This window comes from Arthrobacter sp. Sr33 (assembly GCF_054511195.1).
In genome coordinates, this window is the sequence record NZ_JBTNDD010000003.1 from 55047 (window position 1) to 70614 (window position 15568).

A 15568-nucleotide genomic window follows, 5' to 3' on the forward strand; every position below is an offset into this window, starting at 1 on the left:
GCCCGGCGGGAGCCCTGGGATCAGGACTTGGAGGCCTGATGCCACTTCCAGTGCGCGAGGGTCCGTAACCGGATGAGCAGCGCCCGGGATTGTTCGGGACCGTAGGGCAGGATGGGGATGGCCTTGGTCATGTCCACTGATGCTTCATCCATCGCCACCTTGGTGACCCGCACCGCGGTGCGCATCTTATATAGCTGCGCCGTGACAAATTCGACGCCTACCGGGTTGCCGTGCCCCGGAATGAAAACGTCATAAAGGTCCTCCAGCGCGGCGATCTTACCCAGGGTGCGGATCCAGTCCGCAGGATACGAATCTTCAAACCCCGGGTCGCCGCCTTCTTCGACCAGATCCCCGGTGAAGAGTACGTTGCCTGCGCCGATCAGGAGATCGTTATCCGTGTGGCCCGCCCCCAGATGGAACAGGGTCACGCTGATGCCGCCCAGGTCCAGGTCGACGGGGCCACCGTCCACCACCTTGTTGGCGGGGTGGATGGCTGTGTGGGGACCGGCGTCGTCGGCCATGGCTGGCTCGAGCTCTGCGACGAACTGACGCTGCTGCTCTCCTGTCTGCGCCAGGTCTTCCGCGCAGCGTGCGGTGGCCCAGATTTCCTCGACCCCCTGTGCGGCGAAATACGCATTGCCGAACGCATGGTCGAAGTGGGAGTGGGTGTTCACAGCTGTCACCGGCAGGTCCGTGAGTTCTCGGACGGCGGCCAGGATGACGGCGGCCTGCGCTGGGCCGGCACCGGTGTCGATCACGAGGGCCCGCTCGGTGCCGACGACGAGACCCGGGTTGATCCGGTATCCGGCGTCACGCAGTATCCAGGTCTGCGGTCCCACTTCCCGCCAACGGGACTCGGTCTCCTTCGACACAGTGTCTACTGTTGGCGTCTCAGACATGGATTCCTCTCAACAACGATGGATGTGCTGGCCGTTCTACGCGCCGCCGGCACCCAGCAGCAGGACAGCCTGCACTGGGGCGTGATCGGACGGCCACGCACCACCGTACCGGGTGACGTTGATTCCTGCCCGCAGGACGGTGAAGTCTGGGGTGGAAAGGATCCAGTCGATCCGCTTGGCGCCGCGCTGCGGCTTACGATAATGGGGGAAGGTGCCCCATTGTTCGGTGAGTTGACGGTGCGCGGCGGTCCAGGTGTCATGCAGCACCCCCGACCCGGTCAGGATCGTGTAGGGCCCGGACGGCGCATCAATGTTGAAGTCCCCCATGACGATGCCCGGGAGTTGAGAGTCCCGCACCAGGTGTCGCAGTGTGTCCGCCGAATAGAGGCGGGAGCGGCGGGACAGATGGTCCAGGTGGGTGTTGATCACCACGAAGTCCTTCCCCGTGCCCAGATCCTTGAACCTGGCACGGACCGCGATCCGGGGGATCCGGTTTCCCCACGACGTCGAACCGGCAACGGTTGGTTTGCTTGAAAGCGCAAACTGCTCCCAGTCGAGCAGCGTCAGCCAGCGCCGGTCGTAAAAGAGCGGGCACTGCTCACCATTGCCATCGTCGTTGCGCCCCCGACCGATGCCGGCGTAGTCGGGTCCGAGCCCGGCCCGCACCGCGTCCAGCTGGGTTGGGAGTGCCTCCTGGACGCCCAACAGGCTGGGCTGCTCATCGCGTAGGAGCCGGGTCACCAACGGCGCGCGAACCGCCCAGGAATCCCGGTTGGTAGGCAAAAGGTGCGGCATTGACCGTCGGATGTTGAAGGTCATCACGTGCTGCTCAGGGGCTGCTACCGGGCCGATGAGCGGTACGGTCACCGCTGGGCCCCTCGCTTCAAAGGTCTGCAAGCACGGTGCCCGGATTCTCGATCGCGTCCGCCACATACCGCAGGAACCCGCCGGCAACACCGCCATCACACACCCGGTGATCGAAGGTCAGAGTGAGTTCGGTAATTTTCCGCACAGCCAGGGCACCGCCCACCACCCACGGCCGGTCAATGATTCGGCCAATACCCAAAATCGCAGCTTCGGGGTGATTGATGATGGCTGCGCTACCGTCGACTCCAAACACGCCGTAGTTGTTCAGGGTGAACGTCCCCGAGGTCAGCTCGGCGGGCGTGGCCTTGCCGTCCCGCACGACGCCGGTAAGTCGGCGGATCTCCGCATCCAGCCCGCGGGCGCTCAGCGTGTCTGCGCGTCGAACGCAGGGCACCATCAGACCCCGATCGGTTTGAGCGGCGATCCCCAGATTCACCCCGTCGAAGCTGAGAATTTCCTGGCGACCCTCAGCGTCGGTGACGATTCGGGTGTTCAGGTCCGGATACTTTGCCAGCCCGGCTGTCACGAACCGGGCCACGAAAGCCAGTAACCCGGGGGTCTGGTCGGGATTTGTTGCCTTGAGTGAGGTCCTGAGGTCCATCAGGGCGGTAGCGTCCACATCGACCCAGACCGTTGCCTCGGGGATCTCCCGGCGGCTACGGGCCATGGTGTCGGCCACAGTCTTCCGCACCCCCTTCAGCGGAGTGCGGGCGGCAATCTCCAGCCCCGACTTGCGATCAGTATCCGCACCCACCGGATCAGGGGCGACGCTTTCGCTGCTGTTGTCGGTGGGCGAACCCGTGATTGTCGCGGAGCCGGTGGCACGGCTGATGGCCTGCTGCACATCCTTTCGGAGCACCAACCCGCCAGTGCCCGAACCGGTGAGATCGGCAGGGGCCAGGCCCGCATCACGGGCCAGTTTTCGGACCAGCGGTGAGATGAAGAGCGGCGCAGCACCAGTCGGCGCGGTTCCCGAGGGTGCAGCGGTCTGCTGCTTTGGCCGCCGCCGGCGCCCGGAGGTGAGTCCGCCGGGCGTGCCATAGCCGATCAGGACGTTGCCCGATCCTTCATCGGCAGCGGGAGCCTCAACCGGCTCCGAGGGTTCGGGCGGGGTGACTCCGGCTCGTTCTTCTTCGCGGTAGGTTTCCTCGGCGTCCGTCGGTGGCACCTCGCCCGTCGGCTCGGCCCCGCTGGCGGCGCCTGCAGGGCGCACCGAGATGAGTGGCTTGCCGACGTCGATGGTTTCACCGGCACGACCGTGAAGTTTCTCGACCACACCGGCAAAGGGTGACGGCACCTCAACCACGGATTTGGCGGTTTCCACCTCGGCGATGGTCTGATCCACCACCACGACGTCGCCCTCGGCAACCAGCCAGTTCACCAGCTCCGCTTCGGTAAGTCCTTCGCCCAGATCGGGGAGGTTGAAGACCTGAAGGGCAGTGCCCGGCGCGGGTGCGCTGGTGGTCATAGCACTCATGCCTGATCCTCCCACTGCAGTTCGTCAACGGTGTCCAGAATTCGGTCAACACTTGGTAGAAAGAAGTGTTCCAGCTTCGGCGATGGGTACGGGACATCAAACCCCGTGACACGCCGGACCGGGGCCGCCAGCGAGTGGAAACAGCGTTCCTGGATGCGCGCAACAATCTCTGCCGCGACCGAGGCGAACCCGGGCGCCTCAGCAATCACCACGGCCCGGCCGGTCTTGCGGACACTGGCGCACACGGTCTCGTCGTCGAACGGGACGATGGAGCGCACGTCGATAACCTCCAGCGAACGCCCCTCCTCCGCCGCGGCCGCCGCTGCGGCCATCGCCGTGGGTACCGAGGGGCCGTAGGCGACCAGGGTGGCGTCGGTGCCCGCCCGCGCAACGACTGCCCGGCCGATGGACGGTGCGCTGGAGGAGGACTCGAAGTTTTCCCGGAGTTCCTCAAGATCCAGCACTTCCTTGGACCAGTACAGTTTTTTCGGTTCCAGGAAGACGACCGGGTCCGGGTAGCGGATGGCTTCACGCAGCATGGTGTAGGCGTCCCGGACTGTTGCCGGGGCCAGGACCGTCAACCCAGGTGTGTGGGCATAGTAGGACTCCGACGAGTCGCAGTGGTGTTCAACTCCGCCAATGCCGCCTGCGTAGGGGATGCGGATCACGATCGGTAGCTTGACCTTGCCTTTGGTGCGGTTCGGCATTTTTGCGACGTGGCTGACTACCTGTTCAAAGGCAGGGTAGGCGAACGCGTCGAATTGCATTTCGACCACCGGGCGCATCCCGTTCATCGCCATGCCGACGGCCATCCCCATGATTCCGGCCTCGGCCAGGGGGGTGTCAAAGCACCGGTCCGTGCCGAACCGGGCGGTGAGCCCGTCGGTGATCCTGAAGACCCCACCCAGCGCCCCAACGTCCTCACCAAACATCACCACCGATGAGTCGGCAGCCATGGCATCGGCGAGCGCAGCGTTGAGGGCCCTGGCGAAGGTGACCGGCTGGGCGGTGGATCGTTCCGCCTGCACAGTGGTGGCGTCGTCCCGCAGGCGTTCTGTGGTGTCGGTCATGGTGTCACTTCCTCGGCGGAATTTTCCCGGCTAAGTTCCCCGCGCAACAGTTCGGCTTGTTCGCGCAGCTGGCTCGTCTTCTCCGTGAAGACATAGTTGAACAGATCGTCAGGGTCGACCACCGGATCCGTATTGAGTCCGTCCCTGAGGGTGGCCGCCATGGCCTCGGCGTCCGCCGCAATGCGGGTCTCGCCGTCGTCGTCGAGCAGGTTCAACCCGCGCAGGTAGGTGCGCATCCGGCTCAGCGGATCCTTGGGGATCCACTTCTGAACATCGTCCGGGGAACGGTAGCGGGAGGGGTCATCGGCATTGGTGTGGGCCTGCATCCGGTAGGTGTGGGCTTCGACCAGGGAGGGGCCGCCGCCGTCGCGAGCCCGGTCAACCGCCGCGCCGAGGACTGAGAGCAGGGCGGCGAGGTCGTTGCCATCCACTCGCTCGCCCGGCATCCCGTACCCGATCGCCTTATGCGCCAACGACGGCGCGACGGTTTGCGACTTCAGGGGCACCGAAATGGCGTACTCGTTGTTTTGGATGAGGAAGACCACCGGGACGTGGAAGACCGCCGCGAAGTTCAGGGCCTCGTGGAAGTCGCCTTCGCTGGTGGCGCCGTCGCCGCACAGGGCAAGCACCACGGTGTCCTCGCCCTTCAATTTGGCCGCATGAGCGACCCCGACCGCATGGAGTAGCTGGGTCGCGAGGGGCGTGGCCTGCGTGGCGACCTTGTGCTCCAGCGGGTCGTACCCGGAGTGCCAGTCACCGCGCAGCAGCGTGAGAACTTCGAGCGGGTCGACACCACGGGTGATCACCGCGACCGTGTCCCGGTAGGTGGGGAACAGCCAGTCCTGGCGATCGATGACGACGGCGGCCGCAACCTGGCATGCCTCCTGGCCGTGGGATGAAGGGTAGACAGCCATCCGGCCCTGTCGTACCAGGGCATTGGCCTGATCGTTGATGCGACGGCCGATGACCAGTTTCTGGTACGCGCCCAGCAGACGACTGCTGTCCGGAAACGGGTAGGAATCGTTCGGGACCTTGACGCCGTTCGGGTCCACCAATTGGACAGGAACCGCCGAGGGAAGCATTTCGGCGTCCTGTCGGTCCGAGGTGTCTGCTGTGCCGTGTGCGAGTTTATTGCCGCTCGAGATGGTCATCTCCGCCTCCGTCATACCGCCCACTGGGGCGGCGGTTAGCTTGATCCCGCGAACCCGGATGTCGCCGAGCACTGGATGCTGTGTCATCCAATTATGGACTTCGGTTCCTATTCGTATCCACCAAACGGTAAAGTTCCAGACTGATGCTCATTTAGTCCCTAAATTAGTGGACGGATTGTAAATGTGAGCTGCGTTACGTGGAAAGGTGTAGACAAAATGGTGGATCAGCCGTTGGACGAGGTGGACCGGAGAATTCTTGCCGAGCTCACCAGGGATGGCCGCCAGTCGGTCACCGTAGTGGCGGAAAGGGTGCACATCTCCCGCGCACACGCCTACTCCCGTATTGCCCGACTCACGGATTCGGGAGTGCTGACCAAGTTCACTGCGCTGATTGACCCGATCAAGGCAGGACTGCGGTCATCCGCCTACGTGACCCTCAAGGTCCAACAGCATGCCTGGCGTGAATTGCGTGAACAGTTGCGGCTGGTCCCTGAGATTCACCACATCGCTCTGGTAGGCGGGGACTTCGACGTCATTCTGTTGGTGCGGGCTGAAGACAATGTGGGGCTGCGCCGGGTCATTTTCGATCAACTGCAGTCCATGCCAGGCGTGATGGACACCCAGACGTTCCTGGTGTTCGAGGACATTGACACTCGCTGACCCGGGCAGGCGCGCAACCCGGGGTGTCTCGGGGGCGCTGGGTGGTGTGGCCAAGGGGCGGTCTCTGACTGGTGGTGACATCCCGTTCTGAATGTCATCCTCCCCCATGAGACGCTGCGAAACCGCTCCTTGGCCACACCACCAGTAAAAGTCATTGCCTCAGGAAAATACTTTGAATTCGCCATTGTTTCTAAATGTTTCCCGAAAAGTTATAAACTTTTTGCATCCAAACACACTCGACGGGACCGGACCGTTCTCCGTGCGGGCGGCGGTCAGCCTTTGAACACGGGTTTACGCTTCTCCTGAAAGGCAGTGAACCCTTCCGCGTAGTCGTCGCTGCGGCACAACTCGCCCTGTGCAACGTTTTCCGCACTGATTGACTCCCAGAGCCCCAGCCGCCGGTCGCGGATGCCAGCTACCAGTTCCTTCGAGGCGCGGAAAGCCCCCGTTGCACCGGAGGCGACCCGCTGGGCGGTCTCGCGGGTGCGCGGCAGCAGATCTTCGGCGGGCATGACCCGGCTGAACAGGCCGGCGGCGACGGCGTCAGCCCCACTCATGAGCTCGGCCGTATAAATCAGGTCCAGGGTGCGGTGGGCGCCAAGTCGTTCGGTGAACAGCCAATGCCCGCCCGAGTCGAGGGTCGCTCCAAGATTGGCAAACGGTGACCCGAGTTTGGCGTTTTCGGCGACGTAGACCACATCGGTGGCGACCAGCAGCCCGAGCCCGACGCCGAGGCAGGCACCATGGGCGGCCGCAAACGTCGGGGCGGGGAAGCCTGCCATCTTCTGGAGCAGGGGTGTCACCAGCCCCTCCAGGTAAGCGACGGCGTCGTCGGTCTCAGGATGGACATTAGAAATATCGCGTCCAGCGCAAAACGCCCGGCCCTCGCCGCGCAGCAGCAGTGCCCGCACCGTTCCGTCGGCCGCGGCTGCGCTGGCTTCGTCGTAGGCCCTGGACAAGCCACCGAGTGCGTCTTCGTCGAGCGAGTTGAGTTTGGCTGGAGCGTTGAGCACAATTTCCGCGACGTTGTTCTCAATGGTCAGATCAATCATGGGCAATGCCTTCCGGTCTGGTGCCTCCAGCCTAGCGGCGACCTACCCAACTTCGGCTTCCAGCGTGCCACGCAGGACGCTCACTCCTGAGTGCAGCGGGTCACCGTCGAGGGGCTCATCAGACACGTCGACGATCGGGAAGGCCACAAGGTCCACGTTGTCGGGGATCACCAGTGAACTGGTGCCTCCCCCGATCACACCGAGACTATACATTTGCTGCAGGTCTGGTGCGATCAGCCAAACTTCCTGATATCCGTCGGCCTGATCCTCGGTCACGGTGATCTGCAGGGTGCGCACGCCGTCGTCCGACGTAAACACACTGGCGCTGCCCCCGGCGGTGAAGCCAGCCAGCGGGTCCAGCTGGCTTTGCGCAACAATATCCGGCGCGGCTTCCGCTCGTACCTGCTGAACCGCCCACACAGCTCCAGCACCGGTCAAGACTCCGGCGGCGACGGCGGCGATTAGGAATTTCGGGGTGAAGGTCCGCTTTTCCGCCCGTAGCTGTGACAACTCGGAGACCGGAGTGGCGTCCCGCACCGGGGAGGGCGACGTCAGCGGGTCAGTACTGAGTGCAGGCTGCAGGCCCAGTTCCTGATGAATAGCAGCCCACACCTGCGAATCCGGCGACTCCAGCGGCGCCGCGGTGATATCGCCGCGAGCGGCAAGCACCACGCCGTTCAGCTCCCGCACCTCACTGGCACACGCGTCGCACCCATCAAGGTGAACCTGCGAGTCTGTATCCAGTGGTTCGTCCAGGGCAGCCATGCTGAGGGTTCCCGGGTCAAGGTGTTGCATTCCAGGTCTCCAATCGGCTGCGTAGTTGGGTGAGGCTTCGGCGAATATGGCTCTTGACAGTGCCGAGGGGCAAATCGAGCCGGGAAGAAATTTGTTGGTGCGTTAAGTCTTCGTAGAAGGCGAGCCGAAGGATTGATTGCTGCGGTTCGCCTAACAGTTCGAGTTCTGAATTGAGCACCACCCGGTTGGCGACACTCTCTATCTCGTCGGCGCCCCTTTCCTGCTCCCTCGGACCGCCGACGGTGTGGACCCGCTGCACCAGGCTGTCAGTTTTTTGCCGGGCAGCCTGGGCATCGGACACCAGGTTCCGGCTAATACCAAGCAGCCACGCAGGGAGGCTCCCCGCGTCGGGGCTATACCCTGAACGAAAGCGCCAGGCCCTGACAAATACTTCCTGGGTGACATCGGCGGCTACTGACCGGTCTCCCAGTGAACGAAGCGCCACCGTGAAAATCAGTGGCGCAAAACTTCGGTAGGCAAGGGCGAGGGCGTGCTCGTCGCCCGCTGAGAATTCGACGTCGCGCTGTGGTGTCCACTCATGGCCTGGAGGTGTCAACTACTCTCCTTACGCCGCGGCCGCGTCTCTTATGCCCCCCGCTGGGCATCCTCTCCGCTGGATCGCTGCATTCTGACCCGTTCAGAGCGGGGAGGCCGTCAGCACAACATTATCCTCATAATCATCCTTTTCTACTAGCCAGTCTCCTCCGCAGGTAATGATCACCAGCTGATGTTCCCCATCACGCTGGAAAATTTCCGAGGTGTTCAGGGTTGCCTTCGGCTCGTGTTTGACGCCGGTCACTTCATATTGCACCGGCTCCGCGTTCTCGCGACCGACGGTGATCAGGGTGCCTACCGGCACGTTCTTCAGCTGGGTAAAGGGCATCACTTCCGTCCCAATGTCGATGTGGGCCGCGAGAACGGCGTTGCCCGCTGCTGACCCCGGCGCCGGGCCGTAGCGATACCAGCCCGCCTCATAAAAGCTCTCCGGTATTTCCATTTCGTTGTCCTCCTCAATCCCGACGTCGATGACGCCGACCTGGATATCGGTGCCTGCGATATCCAGTGAAACGGGCGACGGCGACGCCTCCGCCAGAGCGCCGGTGGCCGGGCGGATGGCAACCCCCGAGGTGACGACTTCGCTCGCCGGAAGGTCGACGTCGTCGGGCGGTGCCTGCACGGTCGCCGATCCCGAGGTGGTGGCCGGGGTGGTGGCTGGGGTGGTGGCCGGGGTGGTGGCTGACTGCGCGTCAGGAGTAGGTGACTGGGCAGCTGGCGTGGCGCACCCGCCAGCGAACAGCCCAAAAGATGCGGTCAGGAGGACGGCTACGGAACGAAAGGATTTGCGGGGCAACGGCTTGAGCTTTCAACGGGTCCGGTCAGACGGACTGCTTAGAGGGTGACAGACAGGTGGGCAGGGTAAGGAACGAGAGGGGCCCCACCCTGCCCACACTGGCTTATTTGTCGGCGCGGGCGGTCCGGACCCGTGCGGCGACCGCTGCACCCGAGAGGAGCACCAGGCCGAGGGCCCCAGCTCCGATGATGGCTACGGTGTTGTCCTGAGCTGGACCGGCCTGGGCACCGGGTACAGCTGCGGGGTCGGAATGCAAACCCTCGATGACCTGGGTGGCGAGGGCGAGATTGCCGTCCTCAAGGCTTCCCCAGGCATAGACGATCGTCGCGGTGCCTTCGCCGAGGGTCAGGTCTGCTGGACCGATGACCGGATCAGTGGTTCCGGTGGCAGCAACCGAGGCGGAGATGGTTCCTGGATCAGTGGTCAGGGTCGCTTCGTCCGGGTTGCTGAGGTTCTCAACCACCACCGCGTCGCCGGCGAGGACGTCGACAGCTGGGGCGGCAGCGGTATGGCGGACGGTCAGCCGTGATTGTCCGGCCTCGACCGCTGAAACGTCATTCGTGTAGAAGTTGGCGGTCGGGGCGCCCTCGGCATCGAGGTTGGCCGTGGCCGTGTAGTTTCCACCCGCCGCGAGGGTCACCGCCACTGGACCAATGACCGGTGCGCTGGCGTCTGCGGCATCGGCAGCTGTCACGGCCAACTCGTAGTCACCTGCCGGTAGGTTCAGTGGTCCGGCAAGTTCACCGGGGGTAAAGTCGTCGAGGGTCAGGTCACCGTTGACATAGACGTCGACCGTGAGATCGGGGACAGCGTGCAGAACTGACAATGAGGCCGTATCGGCGGTCTCGGTGGCTACCGCCGGGGCGGCAACCGAGGCGGCGCCGAGCACGGCGACAGCACCTACTGCATAAAGACTCTTTCGCATTTTCTTGCTCCTCACTCGGGCCCGGGTGGGCCACCAGATGCTTACACCCGGTACTACCGTCGGCGGGGGCACTTTGGATGCAGCAGGAGCAGATTTTCTGGAAAGACTCAGGCGTCGTAGTCGACCGATACTGCGTCACTGGTCGGCCGGGACTGGCAGGTGAGGACGTAGCCCTTCTCTATTTCGTCCGCCTCCAACGCGTAGTTTTCTTCCATTTCAACCGTGCCGGTGACCAGCTTGGCACGGCAGGTACCGCAGACCCCGCCGGCGCAGGCAAAGGGCACATCCGGCCGGACCCGCAGCGCCGCGTTGAGGATCGATTCCCGCGCGTGGGTGGGGCTGGTGACCTGGCCTTGCAACCCGTCGAGGTTGAACGAGATGGTGAAGTTCTCGCCGCCGTCGTCGGCACGGACGGGGCGGCCAATCTGGCCTTCGGGACGGGTGGGTTCGCCGGTCGAGAAAAGCTCAAACCTGATCTTTTCGGGGGCGACGCCGCGCTCCCCCAGGGTGTCGCGGCACAGCTGGACGAGTTCAAAGGGGCCGCAGAGGAACCATTCGTCGACGTCGTCGGTCCGGATCACGGTGCCCAGCAGTTTTTGCAGCTTGTCCGCATCGATCCGTCCGCTCAGCAGCGGGGAGATACGCTGCTCGCGGGACAGCACATGGTGCAGCGCGAACCTGGCCGGATAGCGGTCCTTCAGGTCGGCGAGCTCCTCCAGGAACATGACGTCCATGGCGGCCTTGTTGGCGTAAATCAAATCGAAACGCACGGAGGCGTTCGCGGCGAGGACTGTTCGGGCGATGGCGATCACCGGGGTAATGCCTGAGCCGGCAGCCACTGCGACGAAAGTTGTTTCCCCGGCGACAGCCAGATTTCCCTGCAGGTCCTCGGGCCGGTTGAGCTCGTTCATCTCGTGCTTCGAGATGAACTGGCCCATGGGGCTCATCACGTCGAGCCGGTCACCGGCCTTCAGCGACTCGTTGGCCCAGCTGGAAAACACGCCACCGAGATCCTTCTTGATGGCCACCCGGATCTCGCCGGGCACCGGTTCGGCGCAGATGGAATAGCTGCGCCGCACCTCCACCGGGGCGCCGTCGACGTCGAGCGTGGTGCGCAGCGCCACGTACTGGCCCGGGAGGTAGTTGTACTTGTCGGCCAGGTGGTCGGGGACGGCGAAGGTCACCTCGATGGCGTCTCCGGTGAGGCGCCGGACCTCGGCGACGGTTAGCTCGTTGAAGGCCGTACGGCGCTGGGTGGATGGGGCTAGCTTGACGGCCATTTAGAGCACCTTGAAGTAGTCGAAGGGTTCCTTGCAGTCCTGGCAGACGTAGAGCGCCTTGCAGGAGGTGGAACCGAAGCGGGTGAGTTCGCGGGTATTCAGGGAGGAGCATTGGGGGCATTTCACGCTGAGACCCACCCTGACCGGGCCTGCCGCGGCCATCCCGGAGGGCGGGGCGATGCCGTACTCGTCGAGTTTCGCTTTGCCGGCGCTGGTCATCCAGTCGGTGGTCCAGGCCGGCGCGAGCGTGAGTTTGACCGATACGTTCTGATACCCGTAGCCGGCGAGCGCGCTGGTGACGTCGTCGCGGATCGCATCCATAGCCGGGCACCCCGAATAGGTGGGAGTAATGGTTACGGTGATGGCGCCGTCGTCGTCAATCTGCGCCTCGCGGAGGATCCCCAGATCCTCGATGGTGAGGACCGGGATCTCAGGGTCCACCACAGTGGCGGCGATATCCCAGACCTTCCCGGCCTCGGCACCGGCGGGCCGGTGGGCGGTGTTGGTACTGGTGTTGACTCCAGATGTATCAATGCTCACGGTTGTCGCCTCCGTTACCAGGTGGCGCCGGGGTGCTCGCGGGCGAGTACCTGCATTTCGGCGAGCAGGTAGCCGAGATGTTCGCTGTGTTTGCCGTGGCGTCCGCCGCCCACCGCGGCAGGCACCGCAGGAATCTCGAGTTCGGCCTCAGCGAACAGAGAGGCGAGAAGGGAATCAACCGGTGCGCGCAGCATGCTCGGGCGAACTGCCGCGTCGCCGAGCGTGTCGATGAGCTGGTCGTCGACGAACAGTTCCTCCACATAGGGCCAGGTCAGTTTGAGACCGGCAATCATGCGGCGGCGCGACTCGTCGGTGCCGAGGGCCAGGCGGAGAACCCACTGGCTGCTGTGGTCGCGGTGGTAATCCACCTCTTTGACGGCCTTCGCCGCGATGGCGGCGAGGGTCGGATCGGTCGAATGCATCAGCCGCGAGTACAGCTCGAACTGGTAGTGCGAGACCACCAGTTGGCGGGCGATGGTGCGGGCGAAGTCGCCGTTCGGCTGCACGAACAGGTGGGCGCAGCGGAACTCCGGTTCGCGCCTGAAGTAGGCAAGATCGTCCTCGGTCTTGTCCAGGCCGTGGCCAGCGTAGCTGAGGAAGGAACGGGCATGACCGATCAGGTCCAGGGCAATGTTGCCGAGGGCCACGTCCTCTTCCAGCTCCGGTGCCCGCGAGATCCACCAGCCCAGCCGCTGGGCGAGGATCAGCGAGTCGTCGCCGAGACGCAGCGCATATTCCGCGACGTCGGCGCTCGGCTTCAGGTCCGATGCGGCAATGTCCTCCGGGCGCAGCGCGTTGCCCGGCGTGGTGCGGGTGGCGCTGGCGTTCGATTCGCTCACAGGTGCTTCACCCCATCGCTCTTTGTGTAGTACGTGGCATGCCGGTAATCCTTGCCCTGCGGGGATTCAAAGAACTGTCCCTTGGCATCAGGGTCGCTGGTAATGATTGACGACGCCGGCACCACCCACAGGCTCACACCTTCGTTACGCCGGGTGTACAGGTCACGGGCGTTACGGACTGCCATCTCGGCGTCGGGCGCGTGCAGCGAACCCGCGTGCACATGGGACAGACCGCGTGATGAGCGCACGAACACCTCCCACAAGGGCCAGGGCTGGCGTTTCTCGGGAGCCAATGGAGCCGGCGCTGTCGAGCCGTCGTCGCCTGTTGTTGAACCGCCGGTCATCTAGGCCGCCTTCTGCTGTGCTGTTGCTGCCCGCTTGTCGGCGTAGGCTGCCGCTGCTTCGCGCACCCAAGCGCCGTCTTCGTGGGCTTCCCGACGGCGTTCCATCCGCTGGGCATTGCAGGGCCCCCGACCGGCGAGGACTTCCTTGAACTCGTTCCAGTCCAGTGGGGCATGCTCCCACTGCTGGGTGTCTTCGTTGAACCGGATCTCGTCATCTGGGAGGGTCAGGCCGAGCACCTTCACCTGCTCGACCATCATGCCGACAAAGCGTGAGCGCAGTTCGTCGTTGGAGAACCGCTTGATGTTCCAGGCCATCGACTGCTTGGAGTTCGGCGAATCGTCGTCGGGTGGGCCGAACATCATCAGTGACGGCGCGTACCAGCGGTTGACGGCGTCCTGGGCCATTTCCTTCTGGGCGGGGGTGCCGTTGGCCAGTTCCAGGAGGATCTCGAAGCCCTGGCGCTGGTGGAAGGATTCCTCCTTGCAAATCCGCACCATGGCACGGCCGTAGGGCCCGTAGGAGGCGCGGCAGAGGGGCACCTGGTTGGCGATTGCGGCGCCGTCGACCAGCCAGCCGATGGCACCCATGTCGGCCCAGGTGACGGCCGGATAGTTGAAGATGCTTGAGTAGCGGGCCTTGCCGGCAATGAGGTCCTCGGTCATCTTGTCCCTTGGCGTGCCGAGGGTTTCGGCCGCCGAGTAGAGGTACAGGCCATGGCCTGCCTCATCCTGGACCTTGGCCATGAGGATGGCCTTGCGCTTCAGCGACGGTGCGCGGGAGATCCAGTTGGCTTCAGGCTGCATGCCGATGATCTCGGAGTGAGCGTGCTGGGAAATCTGCCGGGCGAGGGTCTTCCGGTAAGCCTCGGGCATCCAGTCGCGGGGCTCGATGCGGGAGTCCTCGCTAATGAGCCGTTCAAACTGTTCCCGGCCAGCTCGCTCGTCCTCGGTTTCAGTCCTTGCCTCGGACCTGTTCCCGGACGGCATCTGGTCAACTGCTGGCGCTGTTGCCATGGTGGTCACCTCACTGTGAGCGTCGAAAGTACGCGGGGTCGGCCGCAAATTAATTACCGACCGTTCGTTCAGGATATCGGGAGGGTGGCCGGACAGTCAACAGCCGCCGTCAGCCTGCCGTCCCCACCTGCGGCGCCACCCACTGTGCCTCTCCGCGCTCGGGCCTGCAGGACTAGGTAGACAGGCTGACTAGTTAGTGCAACTATGTAGTCATGAGCGACAGACAATGGCCCAGCGAGTGGATGAGGGGAGCCTTAGGCATGAGCGTCCTCAAGGTCCTGGAGGCCGGACCCACCTACGGGTACGCGATCGCCACGGCGCTGGAGGAAGCGGGACTCGGCTCGATCAAGGGTGGCACGCTCTACCCGCTCCTCACCCGATTCGAGTCGGCCGAGCTGGTCACCACTCAGTGGCGCGCGGGCGACGGCGGCCCGGGTCGTAAATACTTCTCACTCACCGACGCCGGCCGCTCCGAACTGGCTCGGCAGACCGCCGAGTGGCAGGCCTTCACCACCCGGACACTGACCCACCTGAACGGAGACACCCCGTGACCGACACCAAGAAAGACCAGCAGTGGCTGACGGATTTTGTCCTCGAACTCTCGCACCGCGGAGTCGGCGGACGGGACATCGGCGACGCCAAGGCATCAGTCGAATCCCACCTCGCCGACAGCGGGGAATCAGCTGAGGAGGCGTTTGGGAGCCCAGTTGACTACGCCCAGGCTCTGGAGTTCGCCGACACTCCGGACGAGAGCCTTCCACCGGTGCTGCTGCCGGCTCTGCTCGGCATCTTCGGTCTGATGCATTACCTGCCTGCCATCGCCGCAGTCGCACAGGGACAGCCGGTGAGGTTCACCGGCACCGAATTCGCACTGTTCCTCGTCCTCGGGGTATCCATGGTGCTGATCGTGAAGAACATCTTTCGGTTGGTGAAGCAGTGGTGGTGGCTTCTGGCGATCTGGATGGCTGTCGTTGGTCTTGGCATCCTCGCCTCGCTCCTCCCTCTGCTGCTTGACCTTCCCGAGCTGGAAGCCAACGCGGGCGCAGTAGCAACAATCACTGGAGTCCTTCTAGTGGGCGCCGGATTCTGGACCCGAGCGGCGATCAACAACAGCGAGGGTGTCATCACGCCACCCAATGCGGCGTCGACCGACGACAAAGACGGTGCGGTAGAGCGCGTGATGATCGCTTTGGCTCCGTGGCTGATGGCCATCGGAGCAGCGATATTCACAGTCGGGGCTTTCCTAGCCGCGTAGCTCAGCTATTCCAGGGCCCGGACCAGCTGAAACCTGCACGCCTGACTCT

At 64.0% G+C, this 15568-nt stretch carries 18 protein-coding genes; 3 read left to right on the forward strand and 15 right to left on the reverse strand.

Annotated elements, in window-relative coordinates:
- Positions 1–20: 20 nt before the first annotated feature.
- Genes ACX80T_RS05375 through pdhA form a run of 5 tightly spaced genes read right to left on the reverse strand, consistent with a single transcriptional unit; the run spans position 21 to position 5395 of the window.
- Positions 21–899, reverse strand: a complete 879-nt coding sequence (locus tag ACX80T_RS05375; protein WP_050994838.1) for an MBL fold metallo-hydrolase — start codon at positions 897–899, stop codon at positions 21–23.
- 36 nt (positions 900–935) lie between these two features.
- Positions 936–1766, reverse strand: a complete 831-nt coding sequence (locus tag ACX80T_RS05380) for an endonuclease/exonuclease/phosphatase family protein (RefSeq protein ID WP_459303917.1) — start codon at positions 1764–1766, stop codon at positions 936–938.
- Between the two features lie 16 nt (positions 1767–1782).
- Positions 1783–3243, reverse strand: coding sequence for a dihydrolipoamide acetyltransferase family protein (locus tag ACX80T_RS05385; RefSeq protein WP_459303918.1), 1461 nt, complete (start codon positions 3241–3243; stop codon positions 1783–1785).
- Complete coding sequence (locus ACX80T_RS05390; RefSeq protein WP_019481836.1) at positions 3240–4313, reverse strand: alpha-ketoacid dehydrogenase subunit beta; 1074 nt, start codon at positions 4311–4313, stop codon at positions 3240–3242. Before ACX80T_RS05390 ends, ACX80T_RS05385 begins: the two co-directional genes overlap by 4 nt.
- Entirely contained in the window at positions 4310–5395 is a 1086-nt protein-coding gene (pdhA, locus tag ACX80T_RS05395; RefSeq protein ID WP_459304034.1) for a pyruvate dehydrogenase (acetyl-transferring) E1 component subunit alpha, read from the reverse strand. The genes ACX80T_RS05390 and pdhA overlap by 4 nt, the downstream gene beginning before the upstream one ends.
- Positions 5396–5680: 285 nt before the next feature.
- Between pdhA and ACX80T_RS05400 the strand changes: the two genes are divergently transcribed.
- Positions 5681–6124, forward strand: a complete 444-nt coding sequence (locus ACX80T_RS05400) for an Lrp/AsnC family transcriptional regulator (protein ID WP_019481838.1) — start codon at positions 5681–5683, stop codon at positions 6122–6124.
- A gap of 272 nt (positions 6125–6396) precedes the next feature.
- Here the strand turns inward: ACX80T_RS05400 and ACX80T_RS05405 are convergent, their stop codons facing one another.
- The 10 genes from ACX80T_RS05405 to paaA form a co-directional block, all read right to left on the reverse strand.
- Positions 6397–7176 (reverse strand): enoyl-CoA hydratase/isomerase family protein, encoded by a 780-nt coding sequence (locus ACX80T_RS05405; RefSeq protein WP_459303919.1) that lies wholly within the window; start codon positions 7174–7176, stop codon positions 6397–6399.
- A gap of 42 nt (positions 7177–7218) precedes the next feature.
- Complete coding sequence (locus tag ACX80T_RS05410; protein ID WP_459303920.1) at positions 7219–7971, reverse strand: anti-sigma factor domain-containing protein; 753 nt, start codon at positions 7969–7971, stop codon at positions 7219–7221.
- Positions 7958–8527, reverse strand: coding sequence for an RNA polymerase sigma factor (locus ACX80T_RS05415; RefSeq protein ID WP_459303921.1), 570 nt, complete (start codon positions 8525–8527; stop codon positions 7958–7960). Before ACX80T_RS05415 ends, ACX80T_RS05410 begins: the two co-directional genes overlap by 14 nt.
- Positions 8528–8608: 81 nt before the next feature.
- The gene (locus ACX80T_RS05420; protein WP_459303922.1) at positions 8609–9322 is read right to left on the reverse strand and encodes a class F sortase; all 714 of its coding nucleotides are present in this window, start codon (positions 9320–9322) and stop codon (positions 8609–8611) included.
- 103 nt (positions 9323–9425) lie between these two features.
- Positions 9426–10247, reverse strand: coding sequence for a DUF4397 domain-containing protein (locus ACX80T_RS05425; protein ID WP_116779034.1), 822 nt, complete (start codon positions 10245–10247; stop codon positions 9426–9428).
- A 107-nt stretch (positions 10248–10354) separates the two neighbouring features.
- Complete coding sequence (gene paaE, locus ACX80T_RS05430) at positions 10355–11527, reverse strand: 1,2-phenylacetyl-CoA epoxidase subunit PaaE (protein ID WP_019481844.1); 1173 nt, start codon at positions 11525–11527, stop codon at positions 10355–10357.
- On the reverse strand, positions 11528–12067 hold the full coding sequence (gene paaD / locus ACX80T_RS05435) for a 1,2-phenylacetyl-CoA epoxidase subunit PaaD (protein ID WP_459303923.1): 540 nt from the start codon (positions 12065–12067) through the stop codon (positions 11528–11530).
- 14 nt (positions 12068–12081) lie between these two features.
- Positions 12082–12906, reverse strand: coding sequence for a 1,2-phenylacetyl-CoA epoxidase subunit PaaC (gene paaC / locus ACX80T_RS05440; RefSeq protein ID WP_459303924.1), 825 nt, complete (start codon positions 12904–12906; stop codon positions 12082–12084).
- Positions 12903–13250, reverse strand: a complete 348-nt coding sequence (gene paaB / locus ACX80T_RS05445; protein ID WP_243400636.1) for a 1,2-phenylacetyl-CoA epoxidase subunit PaaB — start codon at positions 13248–13250, stop codon at positions 12903–12905. The genes paaC and paaB overlap by 4 nt, the downstream gene beginning before the upstream one ends.
- Positions 13251–14264 carry a 1,2-phenylacetyl-CoA epoxidase subunit PaaA gene (gene paaA, locus ACX80T_RS05450; protein ID WP_459303925.1) on the reverse strand — a complete coding sequence of 338 codons (1014 nt, stop codon included), beginning with the start codon at positions 14262–14264 and terminating at the stop codon, positions 13251–13253.
- A gap of 212 nt (positions 14265–14476) precedes the next feature.
- On the opposite strand from paaA, the gene ACX80T_RS05455 reads away from it, so the two are divergent.
- On the forward strand, positions 14477–14815 hold the full coding sequence (locus ACX80T_RS05455) for a PadR family transcriptional regulator (RefSeq protein ID WP_116779037.1): 339 nt from the start codon (positions 14477–14479) through the stop codon (positions 14813–14815).
- Positions 14812–15519: a hypothetical protein gene (locus ACX80T_RS05460; RefSeq protein ID WP_459303926.1), complete on the forward strand. Its 708-nt coding sequence runs from the start codon at positions 14812–14814 to the stop codon at positions 15517–15519. Before ACX80T_RS05455 ends, ACX80T_RS05460 begins: the two co-directional genes overlap by 4 nt.
- Positions 15520–15568 lie beyond the last annotated feature (49 nt).